The sequence below is a fragment of the Microbacterium sp. K35 genome, assembly GCF_004794375.1.
GTDB classification, from domain to species: Bacteria; Actinomycetota; Actinomycetes; order Actinomycetales; family Microbacteriaceae; genus Microbacterium; species Microbacterium sufflavum.
In genome coordinates, this window is sequence record NZ_SSDM01000197.1 from 1 (window position 1) to 16,643 (window position 16,643).

A 16,643-nucleotide genomic window follows, 5' to 3' on the forward strand; every position below is an offset into this window, starting at 1 on the left:
TGGCGCCCGGCCCGCACGTCGCGCAGCCAGCCGCGCGCCACGAGCCGCTCGACCTCCGTCGTGCGGGTGTGCCCGGCGAACAGCAGCGCGGAGCCCTCCGACTCCTGCCGCAGCAGCGCCGCATCACGCGCGTGCACATAGGGGGCGAGCGGCTCGCCGAGCAGCGGGTCCCCGTCGTCCCACACGACCACCAGGCCCGCCGTCACCGGGGCGTACACGGCCGAGCGGTTGCCCACCACGATGCACGGGGCGTCCTCGAGGGTCCGCAGGAACGCCCGGTAGCGGTCGGGGTTCGCCTGGCGCGAGTCGTGCCGCACCACGGCTTCCGGAGGCACCACGGCCTCGAGCGCCGCGAGCAGACGGTCGAGGTCGCGATGGTCGGGCACCACGAGGATCGTCGAGCGTCCCGCGGCGAGAGTGCGCGCCGCCGCGGCCGCGAGCAGTCGCGCCCAGCCCTGTGCGCCGTCGTCCAGCTGCGGGATGGCCTCGACCGCGGCGCGGCCTCCCTCGTCGAGCACGGCATCGAGACCGTCGTACGCCGCCAGCACACGCTCCGCCTCGGCCGACTGCTCGGCGTCGGGCGCCACGACCGGGGCGTCGGCGCGCCAGGCCTTCTCCACGCGCACCTGTCGCTTCGGGATCACGAGCCGCAGCACATCGGACGCCGAGCCCGCGGCACGGTCGGCGACCCGCCGCGCCAGGCGGTACAGGCGGTCGGGCAGCACCGGGACCGCCGACACCACGGTCTCCACCTCGGACAGGGGTCGTTCCGCGTCGCTCTCGACGTCGACCTCCACCACGTAACCGTCCACCACGCGGCCGGCGGTGCGCAGCGGCACCTTCACCCGCACGCCGGGCTCGACGGGCCCGAGCTCGGCGGGAAGGGCGTAGTCGAACAGCCGGTCGAGCTGCGGCAGCGGCGAGTCGAGGAGCACGCGCGCGATGCGACGGCTCTCGGGCGACATCAGGTCCTCGGCCCCCTCAGAGCCCGGCAGCGCGGCGCAGCTCGTCGGCGCGGTCGGTGCGCTCCCACGTGAAGTCGGGGAGCTCGCGCCCGAAGTGGCCGTACGCCGCGGTCTGCGCGTAGATCGGGCGCAGCAGGTCGAGCTGCTCGATGATCGCCTGCGGGCGCAGGTCGAACACCTCCTCGATCGCGCGCGTGATGACCTCGTCCGACACCCGGCCGGTGCCGAACGTCTCGACGTAGAGCCCCACGGGGCGCGCGACACCGATCGCATAGGCGACCTGCACCTCGAGGCGGTCGGCCAGTCCCGCCGCCACGGCGTTCTTGGCCACCCAGCGTGTGGCGTAGGCGCCGGAACGGTCGACCTTGGACGGGTCCTTGCCGCTGAACGCGCCGCCACCGTGACGCGCGGCACCGCCGTACGTGTCGATGATGATCTTGCGTCCGGTGAGGCCCGCGTCGCCCTTCGGCCCGCCCGTCACGAACGGACCGGCGGGGTTGATGTAATAGGTCACGTCGTCGAGCGCGAGGCCCGTGGTCGCCAGGACCGGGTCAATCACGTGCTCGCGCACCTGCGCCTTGAGCTCGTCCTGCGAGATGTCGGGGTGATGCTGCGTGGAGAGCACGACCGCGTCGATCGTCTTCGGGGTGAAGCCGTCGTACCCGAGCGTGACCTGGGTCTTGCCGTCGGGGCGGAGATACGGCAGCAGGCCGCTGCGGCGCACCTCGGTCAGGCGTTCGGCGATGCGGTGCGCCGTCCACGCGGCCATCGGCATCAGCTGTGGCGTCTCGTTCGTCGCGAAGCCGAACATGATGCCCTGATCGCCGGCGCCGAGGCCGTCGAGCGGATCGACCGACGTGCCGTCACGGTGCTCCTGGGCGTTGTCGACGCCGTGCGCGATGTCGGTGGACTGCTCCCCGACGGAGACGCTCACGCCGCAGGAGTCCCCGTCGAACCCGGTGTCGGACGATGTGTAGCCGATGCCGTTGACCACCTGGCGCACGATCGTCGGGATGTCGACGTAGGCGTCGGTGCGGATCTCTCCGGCGACGTGCACCAGCCCGGTCGTGACGAGCGTCTCGACGGCGACACGGGACCCCGGGTCCTTCGCGAGCAGGCCGTCGAGGATGCTGTCCGAGATCTGGTCGCAGATCTTGTCCGGGTGCCCTTCGGTGACGGACTCGGACGTGAACAGACGCAGCGCGCTCATCGATGCTCCAGAACGGGGACGGACGGGGGGAGGGTGTGGCACCCATTCTGGACCGCGCCACCGACGAAGCGGCGGCGCGGTCGTCGAGTCACTCCGCGTGACGCAGGCGGAGCTTGTCCTCGTTGATCTCGTGCAGCGCGATGGTCAGCGGCTTGTCCTCGACGGACGAGTCCACGAGCGGACCGACGTTGTCGAACAGGTTGCCCTCGTGGAGGTCGGAGTAGTAGTCGTTGATCTGGCGTGCGCGCTTGGCCGCGTAGATCACGAGCTCGTACTTGGAGTCGACGCGCTCCAGCAGGTTGTCGATGGGGGGATCGATGATGCCGTTGTTGCGTCCGGCCATGGGGGGGACCTCCTGATCAGGCGACGGGGTTCGTCGCGAAGACGGTGCTGCGGGCGCGCGAGGAAAGCGTCAGCGCGCAGAGCTTGTAGACAAGTCTACGACCTCGCGAGCGGCGGTGGCGACGTCCTCGTTCACGACGAGGTGGTCGAACTCGTTCTGCGCGGCCAGCTCGACCTTCGCGGTGCGCAGTCGCCGCGCCCGCTCCTCCGCGTCCTCCGTCCCGCGGCCGACCAGCCGGTGCACCAGCTCGTCCCAGCTCGGAGGAAGCAGGAAGATGAGCGTCGCCGAGGGCTCCGCGGCGCGCACCTGCCGTGCGCCCTGCAGGTCGATCTCGAGCAGCACCGTCTTGCCCTCGGCCAGCGCCGCATCGATCGGAGCGCGCGGGGTGCCGTAGCGCGAGCGGTTGTGCACCACGGCGTACTCCAGCAGCTCGCCGTCGGCGATCAGGCGGTCGAACTCGGCGTCGTCGACGAAGTAGTAGTGCACGCCGTCGATCTCGCCGGGACGCGGCGCCCTAGTCGTCGCCGACACCGACAGGTGGATCTCGGGGTTGTTCTCCCGGATGTGCGCCGCGACGGTGCCCTTGCCCACCGCGGTCGGCCCGGCCAGCACCAGCAGGCGACTGCGGGCCTCGCGCGGCGTGGCCGGCGGGAACCGGCCGTCGAGCCACTCCTCCAGGACACGTCGTTGACGCGCTCCCAGGCCGCCGAGCCGCTTCACCGGGGAGATACGCAGCTCCTCCAGCACGCGGTCGCGCTTGCCGGCACCGATGGCCGGGAGCGCCAGGAGGAAGTCGGTGATGCGCAGCGAGCCCTCGACGGAGTCCGGGTCGGCGGTCGCGCGTCGCAGCACGGCCTGCGGCGTCACCACACGCATCGTCAGGTCGCGCTTGAGCGAGGCGCGGGCCCGGCGGCGCTCGACCGCACGGCGGGCGGCGGCGGCCCTGTCGACCTCGGGAACGGTGCGGTTGGTGTCAGGCACGGGTCACCTCGCGGTACTGGGCGGCACGTCGGGCGATGGTCTCGGCCAGGTCGTCGGGACCCGCGGAGAGGATGCTGCGGCTCTCGCTCGCGAGCACGGTGGGCGACAGCGAGCCGAAGCGCCGCCCGAGGTCCGCCGGCTCGGCCCCCTGCGCACCGAAGCCGGGCGCGAGGATCGGCACCGCCGGGCTGATCGCGTCGATCCCGGTCGCGGCCAGGTCGAGAGTGGCGCCGATCACGAAACCGAAGCTGCCCCACTCCCCCGCCGGGGTGCTCGTCGCGTTGCGCGCCGAGACCTCGGCGACGACCGCCGCCGACACGGTCTCGCCCGACGCGGTCCGCGCGCGCTGCAGGTCGGCGGCCTCGGGGTTGCTCGTCGCCGCGAGGACGAACAGGCCCTTGCCGTGCTCGTCTGCCAGCGCGAACGCGCCGCCGAGAGCGCCAACGCCGAGGTAAGGGCTCACGGTGAGCGCGTCGGCCTCCAGTGGCGATCCCGGAGCGAGCCACGCCTGCGCATAGTCGTCCATCGTCGACCCGATGTCTCCGCGCTTGGCGTCGGCGATCACGAGCAGCTCCGCCGCCCGCGCCGCGGAGATCACGTCCTCCAGTGCGGCGATCCCGGCGGATCCGTAGCGCTCGAAGAACGACACCTGCGGCTTCACGACGCCGACGTGATCCTGCGCGGCGGCGACGGTACGCAGCCCGAACTCCCGCAGCCCGGCGGCGTCGGCGGAGAGCCCCCACGCCGCGAGCAGGGCGGCGTGGGGGTCGATGCCGACGCAGAGCGGTCCGTGCGCGTCCAGCGCCGCGCGGACCCGCTCTCCGAAGCGTGCGGTCATACCGCGGCCGCCCGGTCGCGCGCGTACTCCTGCAGGCTCTTCACCTGGAAGCCCTCGTCGGCCGCGTCCATGCCGCTCACCGCGGCACCCAGCACCGCGATGGTGGTGAACAGCGCCTTGTCGGCGGCGACGGCGGCCGCGCGGATCTCGTAGCCGTCCGCGCGCGCCGCCCCACCGGACGGCGTGTTCACGACGATGTCGATCTCCCCGTCGTTGATCAGGTCGACGATGTTGCGCGCTCCGGACTCCTGCGTCTCGCTGTACTTCTCGACCACGGTCACCGCGATGCCGTTGCGCGACAGGATCTCCGCCGTGCCCTCGGTCGCCACGATCGTGAAGCCGAGCTGCTGCAGCCGGTGGGCCGGGAGGATCACCGCGCGCTTGTCGGAGTCGGCGACCGAGATGAAGACGGTGCCGGAGGTCGGCATCCCGCCGTACGCCGCGGCCTGGCTCTTCGCGAACGCGGTCGGGAAGTCGCGATCGATGCCCATGACCTCACCGGTCGAGCGCATCTCCGGGCCCAGGACCGAGTCGACCGTCTTGCCGTCGGCCGTGCGGAACCGTTTGAACGGCAGCACGGCCTCCTTGACCGAGACCGGGGCGTCCAGCGGCACCCGGGAGCCGTCCTGCTCCGGCAGCATGCCCTCGGCCCGCAGCTCGGCGATGGTGGAGCCGGCCATGATGCGGCTCGCGGCCTTCGCCATCGGGATGCCGAGCGCCTTCGACACGAACGGAACGGTGCGGCTCGCGCGCGGGTTGGCCTCGATCACGTAGAGCACGCCGGCGCTGATCGCGAACTGCACGTTCAGCAGGCCCCGGACGCCGACGCCCTCGGCGATCTTGAGCGTGGCCTCGCGCACCCGGTCGACGTCGCTGCGGCCGAGCGAGACCGGCGGCAGCGTGCAGCTGGAGTCACCGGAGTGGATGCCGGCCTCCTCCAGGTGCTCCATGACCCCGCCGATGAACAGGTCAGTGCCGTCGTAGAGCGCATCCACGTCGAGCTCGATCGCGTCGTCGAGGAAGCGGTCGACCAGGAGGGGCTTGCCCTCCTCGATCACGACCTCCCCGGCCGTGCGGACGAAGTAGTCGCGCAGCGCGTCGGTGCCGTAGACGATCTCCATGCCGCGTCCGCCGAGCACGAAGCTGGGGCGCACGAGCACCGGGTAGCCGATCTCCTCCGCGATGCGCACGGCGCCCTCGACGTCGATCGCCGTTCCGTTGCGCGGCGCGAGCAGCCCGGCGTCGTCGAGCAGGCGCGAGAAGAGCTCGCGCTCCTCCGCCAGGTCGATCGCCTCGGGGCTGGTGCCGAGCACGGTGTATCCCGCGGCCTCGATGCCCTTCGCGAGCCCGAGCGGCGTCTGGCCGCCGAGCTGGCAGACCACGCCGAGGATGGTGCCGCTCGCGGCCTCCGCGTCGAGCACCTCCAGGACGTCCTCCAGGGTCAGCGGCTCGAAGTAGAGCCGGTCGGACGTGTCGTAGTCGGTGGACACGGTCTCGGGGTTGCAGTTGACCATGACGGTCTCGAACCCGGCGTCCGACAGCGCGAACGAGGCGTGCACGCACGAGTAGTCGAACTCGACGCCCTGCCCGATGCGGTTCGGGCCCGAGCCGATGATCACGACCTTGGTGCGGTCGGAGGGCTCCACCTCGGTCTCCGCGTCGTAGCTGGAGTAGTGGTACGGCGTGAGCGCGGGGAACTCCCCGGCGCACGTGTCGACCGTCTTGTACACCGGCCGGATGCCGAGGCCGTGGCGCACGCCGCGGATCTCCGCCTCGGTCTCGCCGCGCAGCTGGGCGAGCTGCGCGTCGGAGAAGCCGTGCTCCTTCGCGTAGCGCAGGGTCGCCGCGTCGAGCTCGGGGGCCGTGCGCACCACCTCGGCGACCTCGTTGATGAGCACGATCTGGTCGAGGAACCACGGGTCCATCGCCGTCGCCTCGAACGCCTGCTCAATGGTCGCGCCCTTGCGCAGCGCCTGCTGCAGCGTCACGATGCGGCCGTCGGTCGGGGTCTTGGCGACCTCCAGCAGCTCTTCGACGCTGCGCGGCTCGTCGCCCCAGTGGAAGCTGGAGCCGCGCTTCTCGAGCGAACGCAGCGCCTTCTGCAGCGCGGTCGCGTAGTTGCGGCCGATCGCCATCGCCTCGCCCACCGACTTCATGGTGGTGGTGAGGGTGGCGTCGGCGGCCGGGAACTTCTCGAACGCGAAGCGCGGCACCTTGACGACGACATAGTCGAGCGTGGGCTCGAAGCTGGCCGGGGTGACGCCGGTGATGTCGTTCGGGATCTCGTCGAGGCGGTAGCCGAGGGCGAGCTTGGCGGCCAGCTTGGCGATCGGGAAGCCGGTGGCCTTCGACGCCAGGGCGCTGGACCGCGACACGCGCGGGTTCATCTCGATGACGATGATGCGCCCGTTCTCCGGGTTCACCGCGAACTGGATGTTGCACCCGCCGGTGTCGACGCCGACCGCGCGGATGATGTCGATGCCGATGTCGCGCAGCTTCTGGTATTCGCGGTCGGTGAGGGTCAGCGCGGGCGCGACCGTGATGGAGTCGCCCGTGTGCACGCCGACCGGGTCGACGTTCTCGATCGAGCACACGACCACCGTGTTGTCGGCGGTGTCGCGCATGAGCTCGAGCTCGTACTCCTTCCACCCGAGGATCGACTCCTCCAGGAGCACCTCGGTGGTGGGCGAGTCACGCAGACCCGCACCGCCGATGCGCCGCAGGTCCTCTTCGTCGTACGCGAAGCCGGAACCCAAGCCGCCCATCGTGAACGACGGCCGCACGACGAGCGGATAGCCGAGCTCTTCGGCGCCGGCGAGCAGGTCGTCCATGGTGTGCGCGATCACGCTGCGGGCGACGTCGGCGCCGGCCTCCAGCACGAGCTCCTTGAAGATCTGGCGGTCTTCGCCCTTGCGGATGGCGTCGACCTTCGCGCCGATCAGCTCGACGCCGTACTTCTCGAGGATCCCCTGCTCGTGCAGCGCCATGGCCGCGTTGAGGGCGGTCTGGCCGCCGAGGGTCGGCAGGATCGCGTCGGGCTTCTCCTTGGCGATGATCGTCTCGATCACGGCCGGGGTGATCGGCTCGATGTAGGTCGCGTCGGCGAAGTCGGGGTCGGTCATGATGGTGGCCGGGTTGGAGTTGACCAGGATGACCCTGACCCCCTCTTCGCGCAGCACGCGGCACGCCTGGGTGCCGGAGTAGTCGAACTCGCAGGCCTGGCCGATGACGATCGGGCCGGAGCCGATGACGAGGACGGAGGAGATGTCGTCGCGCTTGGGCATTACTGGGCGTCCTTCTTGTTCGCGATGACCATGTCGCGGAAGCGGTCGAAGAGGTAGTTGGCGTCGTGCGGACCGGCCGCGGCCTCGGGGTGGTACTGCACCGAGAACGCGGGGATGTCGAGGGCGCGCAGACCCTCCACGACGTTGTCGTTGAGGCCGACGTGGCTGACCTCGACCTTGCCGTAGCCGTGCGGGCTGTCGAAGGAGCCCTCCAGGGGCGCCTCGACCGCGAAGCCGTGGTTGTGGGCCGTGATCTCGACCTTGCCCGTCTGCTTGTCGAGCACGGGCTGGTTGATGCCGCGGTGGCCGAACGGCAGCTTGTAGGTGCCGAGTCCGAGGGCACGGCCGAGCAGCTGGTTGCCGAAGCAGATCCCGAAGAAGGGCAGTCCGTCGTCCAGCACGGCGCGCAGCAGCTCCACGTGGTCGCCCGAGGCGGCCGGGTCGCCCGGCCCGTTGGAGTAGAACACCGCCACCGGCTCGATCGCCCGGATGTCGTCGATGCTCACGTCCTGCGGGAGCACGTGCACGTCGAACCCGCGGGCGGCGAGGTTGTCGATCGTCGCCTGCTTCACGCCGAGGTCGAGCACGGCGAGGTTGCCGATGCGCTCCCCCACCGCCGGGGTCACGGTCGCGCTCTCGACCGAGACCTGCGCCGACAGGTTGAGTCCGGTCATCTCGGGGGCCTCCCGCACGATGCGCAGCTGCTCTTCCGCGTCGAGAGCGGCGTCGTCGCCCGAGAAGATGCCGCCGCGCATGGATCCGGCGGACCGGATGTGGCGCGTGACCGCGCGGGTGTCGATACCGCTGATGCCGACGATGCCGTCCTCCACGAGGACGTCGTCGAGGGAGGCGTTGGCCCGCCAGTTCGAGACCACGCGCGAGGGGTCGCGGACGATGTAGCCGGCGACCCAGATGCGGCGCGACTCGGTGTCCTCGTCGTTCATGCCGGTGTTGCCGATGTGCGGCGCCGTCTGCAGCACGATCTGACCCGCGTACGAGGGGTCGGTGATGGTCTCTTGATATCCCGACATGCCGGTGGCGAACACGACCTCGCCGAGGGTGCGGCCGCGGGCGCCGTACGCGCGACCGGCGTGACGGGTGCCGTCCTCGAGGACGAGCACGGCGGGATCGGGCAGGCGGGACGGGGAGTCCGCCGGGGAGGATGTCTGGTTGGTCATGACGTTGCTCCTGTGTCGGGGGCAGCGGGGACGAGCCGCTGCAGGTCGGAGATGAGGTTCTGGGGATCGCCGCCGGTGAGCCGGAGGTAGCTGTCCACGATCGTCGTGTCGGCGACGCGCCACGCGATGCGGACGAGGCCGCCCGGTTCGACCACGCGGTCGATCGTGACGGTGGCCCGGTCGACCGCGACGAGCTGGTCGCGCGCGAGGAAGACCGTGGGGGCGCCGTCGAGGGCCAGCGCGACGCCGCGGTCGGTCACCGCCAGCTCCCCGCGGGCCCGGAAGGCGAGCGGCGTGATGGCCACGCGTTCGAGGGGCTGCTCGTGCGTCGTCGTCGACACGTACAGCACCTCGTCGCGGCGCATCACCTCCGCGTGCTCCGGCACACCGAGGGGCGCGGTGAACGCGGCATCGCGCCGCACTCGTCGTCGCCAGGCGAACAGCATCGCGAGCAGCACCAGCAGCGCGAGGGCGATCAGGATCGCGACCGCGAGGTCCCGTGCGCTCATGCGCCGAGCTCCTCGACGACAGCTCCGCCGTCGACGGTCAGCACGCCGCCGTGCAGCGTGTACTGCACGCGGCCCGGCAGTTCGCGGCCGAGGTACGGCGAGTTCGTGCTGCGTCCGCGCAGGTCCGCCTCGGTGAACACGCCGTCGACCGCCGCGTCGTACAGCGCGAGCTGCGCCGGCTGCCCGACCTCGAGCGGGGTGCCGTGCCCGGCCAGACCGCCGATGCGCGCGGGTGCCGCGCTCATCACGCGGGCCACATCCGGCCAGTCGAGCAGGCCGGTCTGCACCATGGCCTGGTGCACGACGCGCAGTGCGCTCTCGAGCCCCACCATGCCGTTCGCGGCCGCCGGCCATTCGCACGCCTTGTGCTCGCTCGGGTGCGGGGCGTGATCGGTCGCGACGATGTCGATCGTGCCGTCGGCGAGGCCCTCCCGCACCGCGAGGACATCCTCCTCGCGGCGCAGCGGCGGGTTGACCTTGAACCGCGCGTCATAGCCGCGGACGAGTTCGTCGGTGAGCAGCAGGTGGTGCGGAGTGACCTCCGCCGTCACGTTCACGCCGCGCTTCTTGGCCCAGCGGATGATGTCGACCGAGCCGGCCGTCGACAGGTGGCACACATGCAGGCGCGAGCCGACGTGCTCGGCGAGAAGCACGTCACGCGCGATGATCGACTCCTCGGCGACCGCGGGCCAGCCCGTGAGGCCGAGCTCCGCCGAGACGGTGCCCTCGTTCATCTGGGCGCCCTCGGTCAGGCGGGGGTCCTGGGCATGCTGGGCGATCACACCGCCGAAAGACTTCACGTACTCCAACGCGCGGCGCATGATCAGCGGGTCCCACACGCAGAAGCCGTCATCGCTGAACACCCGCACCTGCGCACGCGAGGTCGCCATGGCGCCGAGCTCGGCGAGGCGCTCGCCCTTCTGGCCCACCGTGACCGCGCCGATCGGCTGCACCGTGGCGTAGCCCGCAGCCTCGCCGAGGGCCAGCTCCTGCTCGACGACGCCGGCCGTGTCGGCCACGGGCGACGTGTTCGGCATCGCGAACACGGCCGTGAAGCCACCGGCCGCCGCCGCGCGGGTGCCGCTGAGGATCGTCTCCGACGCCTCGTATCCGGGCTCGCGCAGATGCGTGTGCAGGTCGACCAGCCCCGGCAGGGCGATGAGGCCGCCGGCATCGATCACGCGCGCGCCGGCACGGCTGAGCCCGGAGCCGATCTCGGCGATCCGGCCGTCCTCGATGATCAGGTCGGCGCTCTCCGCGCCGAGCAGCCGTGCACCGGTGATGACGAGGGTCTCACTCACAGGTCTCCCCCTCGTTCGTCGTCTCGTTCGCCCGCCAGCAGCAGGTACAGCACAGCCATCCGCACGGAGACCCCGTTCGAGACCTGTTCCAGCACCGTCGAGCGGGGGGAATCGGCTGCTTCGGAGGAGATCTCCAGCCCCCGGTTCATGGGTCCGGGGTGCATCACAATGCTACCGGCCGGAAGAGCGGCCACACGCCGTGCGTCCAGACCCCACCGGCGCGAATACTCCCGCTCAGTCGGGAAATACGCGGCGTTCATGCGCTCCAGCTGGATCCGCAGCATCATGACCGCGTCCGGCCCGGCCGCCAGCGCCTCGTCGAGGTCGTAGACGACCCGGACCGGCCAGAGCGACACGTTCTGCGGCACCAGCGTCGGCGGCGAGACCAGCGTGACCTCGGCGCCCAGGGTCGTCAGCAGCCACACGTTCGAGCGCGCGACCCGCGAGTGCAGCACGTCGCCGACGATCGTGACGCGGAGCCCGGTCAGGTCGCGTCCACGGCTGTCCGCGCCATAGCGGCGCTTGCGGATCGTGAACGCGTCGAGCAGTGCCTGCGTCGGGTGCTCGTGCGTGCCATCACCCGCGTTGACGACGCCCGCAGAGATCCAACCGCTCGTCGCGAGGGTCTGCGGGGCGCCCGAGCCGGGGTGACGGACGACGACCGCATCGGCGCCGATCGCCTCCAGGGTCTGCGCCGTGTCCTTGAGGCTCTCGCCCTTGGAGACGCTGGAGCCCTTCGCGGCGAAGTTGATCACGTCGGCGGAGAGCCGCTTGGCCGCGGCCTCGAACGAGATCCGGGTGCGGGTCGAGTCCTCGAAGAAGAGGTTGACGACCGTCTTGCCACGCAGCGTCGGGAGCTTCTTGACCTCGCGCGACTGCGTGTCCGACATGTCCTCCGCGACATCGAGGATGCGCAGCGCCGTGGCGCGGTCGAGGGTGCGGGTGTCCAGGAGGTGCCTCATTCGCCGATGGTCACCTCCTCGGCGCCGTCCGTCTCGAACAGACGGACGTTCACGCGCTCGGTGCGGGCGGACGGGATGTTCTTGCCGACGAAGTCGGGTCGGATCGGGAGCTCGCGGTGACCGCGGTCGACGAGGATCGCCAGGCGCACGGCGCTCGGGCGGCCGATCGACTGGATGGCGTCCAGCGCGGCACGGATGCTGCGACCGGAGAAGAGGACGTCGTCGACCAGCACCACGGTCTTCCCATCGATGCCGCCGGCCGGGATCTCGGTCGGCTGCGGGGACCGCGTCGGGTGCTTGGCCAGATCGTCGCGGAAGAGCGTGACGTCGAGCGAGCCGACGGGGACGGAGACCTGCGCGATCTCACTGATCAGGGTGCCGAGGCGATGCCCCAGGGTGACGCCGCGGGTCGGGATCCCGAGGAGGACGAGGCCGTCGGCGCCTCGATTCGACTCGAGGATCTCGTGCGCGATCCGGGTCAGCGCTCGTGAGATGTCGGCTTGGTGCAGCACAGTGCGCACGCTCATCAGCCGCTCCCTTCTCCGCCTCACAGGACGGTGTTAAAGGTTGCTTGCGATGTCAGTCTATCGGAGCGGGAGACCGCGTCCGCTCAGCTCGCCTCCTGGAGCACGGCGTCGGTGACGTCGTCGATCTTGCGGGCGCGGATCGGGTGGCCGCTCGTGGAGAGGCACCGCCCCGTCTTCAGATCCCACTTCCAGTCGTGCATGCTGCACGTCAGGACGCCGTCCTCGTCGACCGAGCCGGTGCGGGTCAGGTCGGCGCGCAGGTGCGGACACCGGCGCTGCACCACCCAGTCGCCCACCTCGGCGTCTTCGGTCTGGTCGGTCTGCTCCTGGTACCAGTTCTCGACGTACTCGATGCGGTCCACCGACAGGCACTTGAGGAACGTGGTGAGGAACTCGTTGAACTTGCCGCTGCGGCCCACGGAGAACTGCATCGACAGGAAGATCGAGTTCGACCAGTCAATCTCGTGATCACGGATGTTGGTCGAGACGAGGTCGGCGGGGATCGTGTACCAGTAGACGCACTCCTCCCCCGCGTACTCGCGGACCTTGGCACGCGGGAAGTCCACCACCATGTCGAGCTCGCCGATGCGGAACCGCACGTGGCCGCCCACGCCGAGTCGGATCGTGCGCGACTTCTTCAGCAGCGGCTCCCACCAGTTCTTGAGGGCCTCGAGCATCTCGGCGGGCGGGATGATCTCCGCGCGGGAAGCTTCCTCGTCGCGGATCTCCTGCTGTCGCGACGCCCGCTGCTCCTCCAGGTAGTCCCACTTGTCGTCGAACATGCGGCTGATCTCGGCCTCGGTGTACAGGGTCTGCGCGGTCGTGACCTCGCCGCCGTCGATCGTGACGACCGTGCCGGGGATGAACAGCTGGCCGTCGTACTGCGGCGACAGCTCCTTCATATGCGCCAGGAACTGCTTCTGATCCGTGAAGATCGACTCGCCGTTGCGGCCCGTGCCGTTGAAGTCGAACAGGTCGTCGCGCAGGAACATCGGCGGACCGGCCATCGGGAACACGTGCGGGGCGTCGACCTTGTCGATGTAGTACATCGCCCGCTTGTTCTGGGCCTCGCGCTTGAGCCGGGCGAAGTTCTGCTTCGCGTCGAGCGGCAGGTCGTACACCATCGGCCACCAGATCGCGCCGGAGACCTGCGTGAAGTAGGCATCCGGCTTGCCGAAGTGCAGCAGCTTCTCGAGGTCGAGAGGGTGCGAGTCGTTCTGGTTGAGCATCGAGCCCGTGCCGTCGTCGACGCTCAGCGAGGAGTCGCCGATCGGGCCGTCGCTCGGCGCCCGCAGCGGGGTGATCATCAGCTTGAGATCACCGCGCTGGATGATCTCGCCCGCAGGCGCGTAGGTGATGTTCGTATACCCGAGCGCCCGGATGTCCTGCTCCAGGTCGTCGATCGGATACTCCGGCAGCAGCACCTCGATGTCCTTGCGGATGTACCGCTCCAGGAGGGCGGGGTCGAAGTGGTCGCGGTGCCGGTGCGAGATGTACAGGAAGTCCGCCTCGCGGCCGAATCGCTCCCAGTCGAGCGCGCGGTTGTCGGGGAACGGGAACCAGGAGCCGAAGAACGAGGGCCCGAGGACCGGGTCGCAGATGATGTTCCCGCCGACCGTCTCGATGAACATCCCGGCGTGGCCGAGTCCCGTGATCCGCATTGCATTCCTCTCGAAGATGAACCGTTCGATTGTACCGAGGTGTCCCTGGGCGACCGGTCGGACGAGCCGGAGATAACCCTCAGGCCTCGAAGAGCCCGCGGATGTCGTCGGCCGAGAGCGACTGCGCGAACAGGGCATCGTCGTCGAGCACGGCGGTGAAGAGCCGGGCCTTGCGCCGCTGCAGGGCGAGCACCTTCTCCTCGATCGTGCCGGTCGCGATCATCCGGTAGACGAACACCTGGCTCGGCTGGCCGATGCGATGCGTGCGGTCGACGGCCTGCGCCTCGGCGGCCGGGTTCCACCACGGGTCGAGGAGGAACACGTAGTCGGCCTCGATGAGCGTCAGACCGAACCCGCCCGCCTTCAGGCTGATCAGGAAGACCGGCTGCTCGCCCGTCCGGAAGCCCTCGACCACCGCATCCCGTCGCCGCGTCGCACCGTCGAGGTGGGCGTAGGGGATCCCGGCAGCCGCGAGTCGCTCCGCCGCGAGGTCGAGGAAGGACGTGAACTGGCTGAACACCAGGGCGCGGTGGCCCTCCGCCTGGAGCTCGACCACGCGTTCCAGCAGCACGTCGAGCTTGCGCGAGCCGATCCGGGCGTCCGCGGGGTCGACCAGTCCTGGTGCGAGGCTGAGCATCCGCAGCAGCGTGAGCGAACGGAACACGATGAAACGGTTGCGGTCGAGGTCCTCGAGGAGCCCCAGCACCTTCTGGCGCTCCCGCTGCAGCACCGTCTCGTACAGCGACCGGTGCGCCGCGCTGAGCTCCACCTCGAGCACCTGCTCCTGCTTCGGAGGGAGGTCGGCCGCCACCAGCTCCTTCGTACGCCGCAGCAGCAGCGGCCGGATCCGCCGGCGGAGGCGGGCCAGGCGACGCGCGCGGTACTCGCCGCCCTCCGCGTTCTCCGGGACCTTGCCCTGCTCGATCGGCTGGATGTACTGCTCCCGGAACTTCCGCGCCGACGCGAAGAGCCCGGGAGCGGTGAGCTTCAGCAGCGCCCACAGCTCGCTGAGACTGTTCTCGAGCGGGGTGCCCGTCACCGCGAACGTCACATCGGCGGGAAAGCTCGCGACGGCCCGGTGCAGCTTGGTGGCCGGGTTCTTCACAAACTGAGCCTCGTCGAGGATCAGGCCGGCCCAGGTCACCCCGGCGAAGGCCTCCGCGTCGATCCGCGCGACCGCGTACGTCGTGACCACCAGGTCCGCGCCCGCGGCGACCGTCGACAGCGACGGCCCGGACGAGGTGGACCTGGCGGCGACGCGGAGCCCCGGGGTGAACTTCGCGGCCTCGCTCAGCCACGTCGGCAGCACCGAGGTCGGGACGACCACGAGGAAGGGGCGCGTCTCTCCCGCCTCGCGGGTGTGAGCGACGAGCGCGAGCAGCTGCAGCGTCTTGCCGAGGCCCATGTCGTCGGCGAGGATGCCGCCCAGCCGGTGTCCCCAGAGGAACGCCAGCCAGTCGAGCCCCTGCTGCTGATACGGCCGCAACTGCGCCCGGACGCCGGACGGCACCGGGACCGGGGGCACCCCCGCCGCCCCGCGCAGGCCGTCGGCCGTCGCGCGCCAGCTCACGGCGGGCACGGCCTCGTCCGCGAGGTCCTCGAACTCCTCCCACAGGTCGATCTGGTGGCGGCTGAGGCGCGGCCCCGTCTCCCATTCGTCGAGGTCGCCCGCCTCGTCGATCAGCTCACGGAGTCGATCGAGCGCCGGATGGTTCAGCGAGAAGTAGGTGCCGTCGACGAGCAGGAGCTTCCTGCGACCCCTGCTCATCGCGGTGAAGAGCGGCTCGAACGGGATCGTGCGTCCGTCGATGCGCACCAGGACGCCCAGGTCGAACCAGTCCGGATCGGTGGACTCGACCGTGCTCACGGTGATCTCGGGCTCGCCCGACAGTTCGCGATACGTCTTCCGGCGACCGTCGACGACCACGGTCACGCCCTCCGCCTCCAGCGCCGGCACGGCCCTGGTGACGAACTCCGCCGCCTCGACGTCGTGGAAGGCCCCCTCCGCGGCGAACGGCTCCCCGATCAGCTCGGCCCACCGCGCGGCGAGGTCGTGCCCCGCCGCACTCTCCGCCCGCAGATCCCGCACCGCCTGCGGTCCGGGGGCGAACGGCACGCGCCCGAAGCCGCGGTAGTCCCACTCGAACGCGTAAGCCACCGTGTCCCCGCGGCGGAACGAGAGGCGCAGCACGGGCTCCGGCGCGGGCAGCTCCGGAAGCCGCATCCGTCCGAGCCCACGGGTCGGTACCCGCCGTGCCAGCACCGGGTAGGCGTCGCGGAGGAACACCTCCTCGTCGGCCGCCGCCACGGTGAGGCCGCCCGGCGCGAGGAGGAGGGGTCGCAGCGGTTCGGCCACCGGAGACTCCGCGAGCGTCACGTGCAGCCGCGCCCCCGACTGGTCGACCGCGTAGAGCCCCGTGCGACCGATCGGATGCACGGAGTCGGGCTCGACCGCGCGTCCGTCGAGCGTGATGGCAGGACGCACCACCAGCGTCCCGTCGTCGGCCCGAGCCACGGTGGCCTCGACCGACGCGGACTCCGCGATCGCCACGGTCGTGGACTTCTGCGTCGCGACCAGGGGGATGCCGAGTGCGCCGGCCACCCTGAGGTGTCCCCACAGCAGGCTCGACTCGATCAGGTCCGCGACCAGCCAGTCGCCCGCCGTGCCGGACAGCAGACTGTCCCTGGCGATGCTGAGCAGATCGGCGAACCATCGAGAGCGCTCACGTCCGTATTCGTCCGGCGCGCGACGAACCGCGTCCCAGGTGGCGGCGCCGAGCACCCACGCGCCGGTCGCGGCGCTGCGCTCCAGGGGACGGATGCCGAGCAGCAGCTCACCGGTCCCCTTCGCCACGTCGCGCGGCGTCGCGGTGCGCTGGGGTCG

13 protein-coding genes are annotated in these 16,643 nt (G+C 70.7%); all 13 read right to left on the minus strand.

The window, feature by feature from the left end; genetic code table 11:
* Positions 1-965, minus strand: a 965-nt coding sequence (locus DW299_RS07525; RefSeq protein WP_446724790.1) for a primosomal protein N' family DNA-binding protein, incomplete at its 3' end; no start/stop codon positions are given.
* A gap of 16 nt (positions 966-981) precedes the next feature.
* Positions 982-2,175: a methionine adenosyltransferase gene (metK, locus tag DW299_RS07530; protein ID WP_136033699.1), complete on the minus strand. Its 1,194-nt coding sequence runs from the start codon at positions 2,173-2,175 to the stop codon at positions 982-984.
* A gap of 88 nt (positions 2,176-2,263) precedes the next feature.
* The gene (gene rpoZ / locus DW299_RS07535; protein WP_025103490.1) at positions 2,264-2,518 is read right to left on the minus strand and encodes a DNA-directed RNA polymerase subunit omega; all 255 of its coding nucleotides are present in this window, start codon (positions 2,516-2,518) and stop codon (positions 2,264-2,266) included.
* 69 nt (positions 2,519-2,587) lie between these two features.
* On the minus strand, positions 2,588-3,499 hold the full coding sequence (gene gmk / locus DW299_RS07540) for a guanylate kinase (RefSeq protein ID WP_136033697.1): 912 nt from the start codon (positions 3,497-3,499) through the stop codon (positions 2,588-2,590).
* Positions 3,492-4,337, minus strand: coding sequence for an orotidine-5'-phosphate decarboxylase (gene pyrF / locus DW299_RS07545; RefSeq protein ID WP_136036225.1), 846 nt, complete (start codon positions 4,335-4,337; stop codon positions 3,492-3,494). Before pyrF ends, gmk begins: the two co-directional genes overlap by 8 nt.
* The gene (gene carB / locus DW299_RS07550; RefSeq protein ID WP_136036226.1) at positions 4,334-7,621 is read right to left on the minus strand and encodes a carbamoyl-phosphate synthase large subunit; all 3,288 of its coding nucleotides are present in this window, start codon (positions 7,619-7,621) and stop codon (positions 4,334-4,336) included. Before carB ends, pyrF begins: the two co-directional genes overlap by 4 nt.
* Positions 7,621-8,799 (minus strand): glutamine-hydrolyzing carbamoyl-phosphate synthase small subunit, encoded by a 1,179-nt coding sequence (gene carA / locus DW299_RS07555; protein ID WP_136033692.1) that lies wholly within the window; start codon positions 8,797-8,799, stop codon positions 7,621-7,623. Before carA ends, carB begins: the two co-directional genes overlap by 1 nt.
* Positions 8,796-9,308 carry a PH-like domain-containing protein gene (locus DW299_RS07560; protein WP_136033690.1) on the minus strand — a complete coding sequence of 171 codons (513 nt, stop codon included), beginning with the start codon at positions 9,306-9,308 and terminating at the stop codon, positions 8,796-8,798. The genes carA and DW299_RS07560 overlap by 4 nt, the downstream gene beginning before the upstream one ends.
* On the minus strand, positions 9,305-10,609 hold the full coding sequence (locus DW299_RS07565; RefSeq protein WP_136036227.1) for a dihydroorotase: 1,305 nt from the start codon (positions 10,607-10,609) through the stop codon (positions 9,305-9,307). The genes DW299_RS07560 and DW299_RS07565 overlap by 4 nt, the downstream gene beginning before the upstream one ends.
* On the minus strand, positions 10,606-11,571 hold the full coding sequence (locus DW299_RS07570) for an aspartate carbamoyltransferase catalytic subunit (RefSeq protein ID WP_136033687.1): 966 nt from the start codon (positions 11,569-11,571) through the stop codon (positions 10,606-10,608). The genes DW299_RS07565 and DW299_RS07570 overlap by 4 nt, the downstream gene beginning before the upstream one ends.
* Positions 11,568-12,098, minus strand: a complete 531-nt coding sequence (pyrR, locus tag DW299_RS07575; RefSeq protein ID WP_136036228.1) for a bifunctional pyr operon transcriptional regulator/uracil phosphoribosyltransferase PyrR — start codon at positions 12,096-12,098, stop codon at positions 11,568-11,570. The genes DW299_RS07570 and pyrR overlap by 4 nt, the downstream gene beginning before the upstream one ends.
* Positions 12,099-12,181: 83 nt before the next feature.
* Positions 12,182-13,759 (minus strand): Rieske 2Fe-2S domain-containing protein, encoded by a 1,578-nt coding sequence (locus tag DW299_RS07580; RefSeq protein WP_136033683.1) that lies wholly within the window; start codon positions 13,757-13,759, stop codon positions 12,182-12,184.
* Positions 13,760-13,838: 79 nt separating this feature from the next.
* Positions 13,839-16,643: DEAD/DEAH box helicase (locus DW299_RS07585; RefSeq protein ID WP_136036229.1), on the minus strand; the 2,805-nt coding region annotated here is incomplete at its 5' end.

Coding starts and splice junctions, on each gene's coding strand:
- metK (WP_136033699.1), bottom strand. CDS start 2,175: ATGAGCGCGCTGCGTCTGTTCACGTCCGAGTCCGTCACCGAAGGGCAC.
- rpoZ (WP_025103490.1), bottom strand. CDS start 2,518: ATGGCCGGACGCAACAACGGCATCATCGATCCCCCCATCGACAACCTG.
- pyrF (WP_136036225.1), bottom strand. CDS start 4,337: ATGACCGCACGCTTCGGAGAGCGGGTCCGCGCGGCGCTGGACGCGCAC.
- carB (WP_136036226.1), bottom strand. CDS start 7,621: ATGCCCAAGCGCGACGACATCTCCTCCGTCCTCGTCATCGGCTCCGGC.
- carA (WP_136033692.1), bottom strand. CDS start 8,799: ATGACCAACCAGACATCCTCCCCGGCGGACTCCCCGTCCCGCCTGCCC.
- DW299_RS07560 (WP_136033690.1), bottom strand. CDS start 9,308: ATGAGCGCACGGGACCTCGCGGTCGCGATCCTGATCGCCCTCGCGCTG.
- DW299_RS07570 (WP_136033687.1), bottom strand. CDS start 11,571: ATGAGGCACCTCCTGGACACCCGCACCCTCGACCGCGCCACGGCGCTG.
- pyrR (WP_136036228.1), bottom strand. CDS start 12,098: ATGAGCGTGCGCACTGTGCTGCACCAAGCCGACATCTCACGAGCGCTG.
- DW299_RS07580 (WP_136033683.1), bottom strand. CDS start 13,759: ATGCGGATCACGGGACTCGGCCACGCCGGGATGTTCATCGAGACGGTC.